1 protein-coding gene and 1 pseudogene are annotated in these 512 nt (G+C 48.8%); one reads left to right on the forward strand and one right to left on the reverse strand.

Annotation, left to right across the window (positions count from 1 at the left end; all coding sequences use genetic code 11):
- A pseudogene (locus tag R7Z49_RS27715) lies at nucleotides 1-157 on the forward strand (YggW family oxidoreductase); the annotation flags it as partial.
- Nucleotides 158-218: 61 nt separating this feature from the next.
- Here the strand turns inward: R7Z49_RS27715 and R7Z49_RS27720 are convergent.
- The coding region (locus R7Z49_RS27720; protein WP_318112860.1) for a glutaminase at nucleotides 219-512 on the reverse strand (294 nt) is incomplete at its 5' end.

Genomic DNA, 512 nt, shown 5'->3' on the forward strand with positions numbered 1-512 from the left:
TGGCTTGCCGCTCAGTACCATTCAAGACACCATTGATTGGGCGTTAGAGATGGGCTATTTGAGTGAAACGGAGACGCACTGGCAGATCACCGAGAAAGGAAAGCTGTTCCTCAACGACTTACTTGAAGCCTTTATGGCAGAAGAAGACGAAGAGTAAACCACGCGAACTACAAAAAAGCCTCTCAGACGAGAGGCTTTTTGTATAGAAACAGTTAACACTAAAAAATCGAACGGCCAATTCGCTCAGAGAGCAGTTCCAGTGCTTTCGTACCCGCCAACGAGTTCCCTGATGCATCAAGTTCTGGAGACCAAACCGCAATGGTCATTTCACCCGGCACTACGGCAATAATACCGCCGCCAACGCCAGATTTACCCGGCATACCCACACGGTAAGCAAACTCACCGGCACCATCGTATAAACCACAAGTTGCGAGCAATGCATTCAACTGTTTCGTTTGTGTTGGTGACACCACTGGCTTGCCCGTTTGAACGGACGTGCCTTTATTAGCAAG

The sequence above is a fragment of the Vibrio sp. 1562 genome (assembly GCF_033340155.1).
Lineage (GTDB): Bacteria > Pseudomonadota > Gammaproteobacteria > Enterobacterales > Vibrionaceae > Vibrio > Vibrio alginolyticus.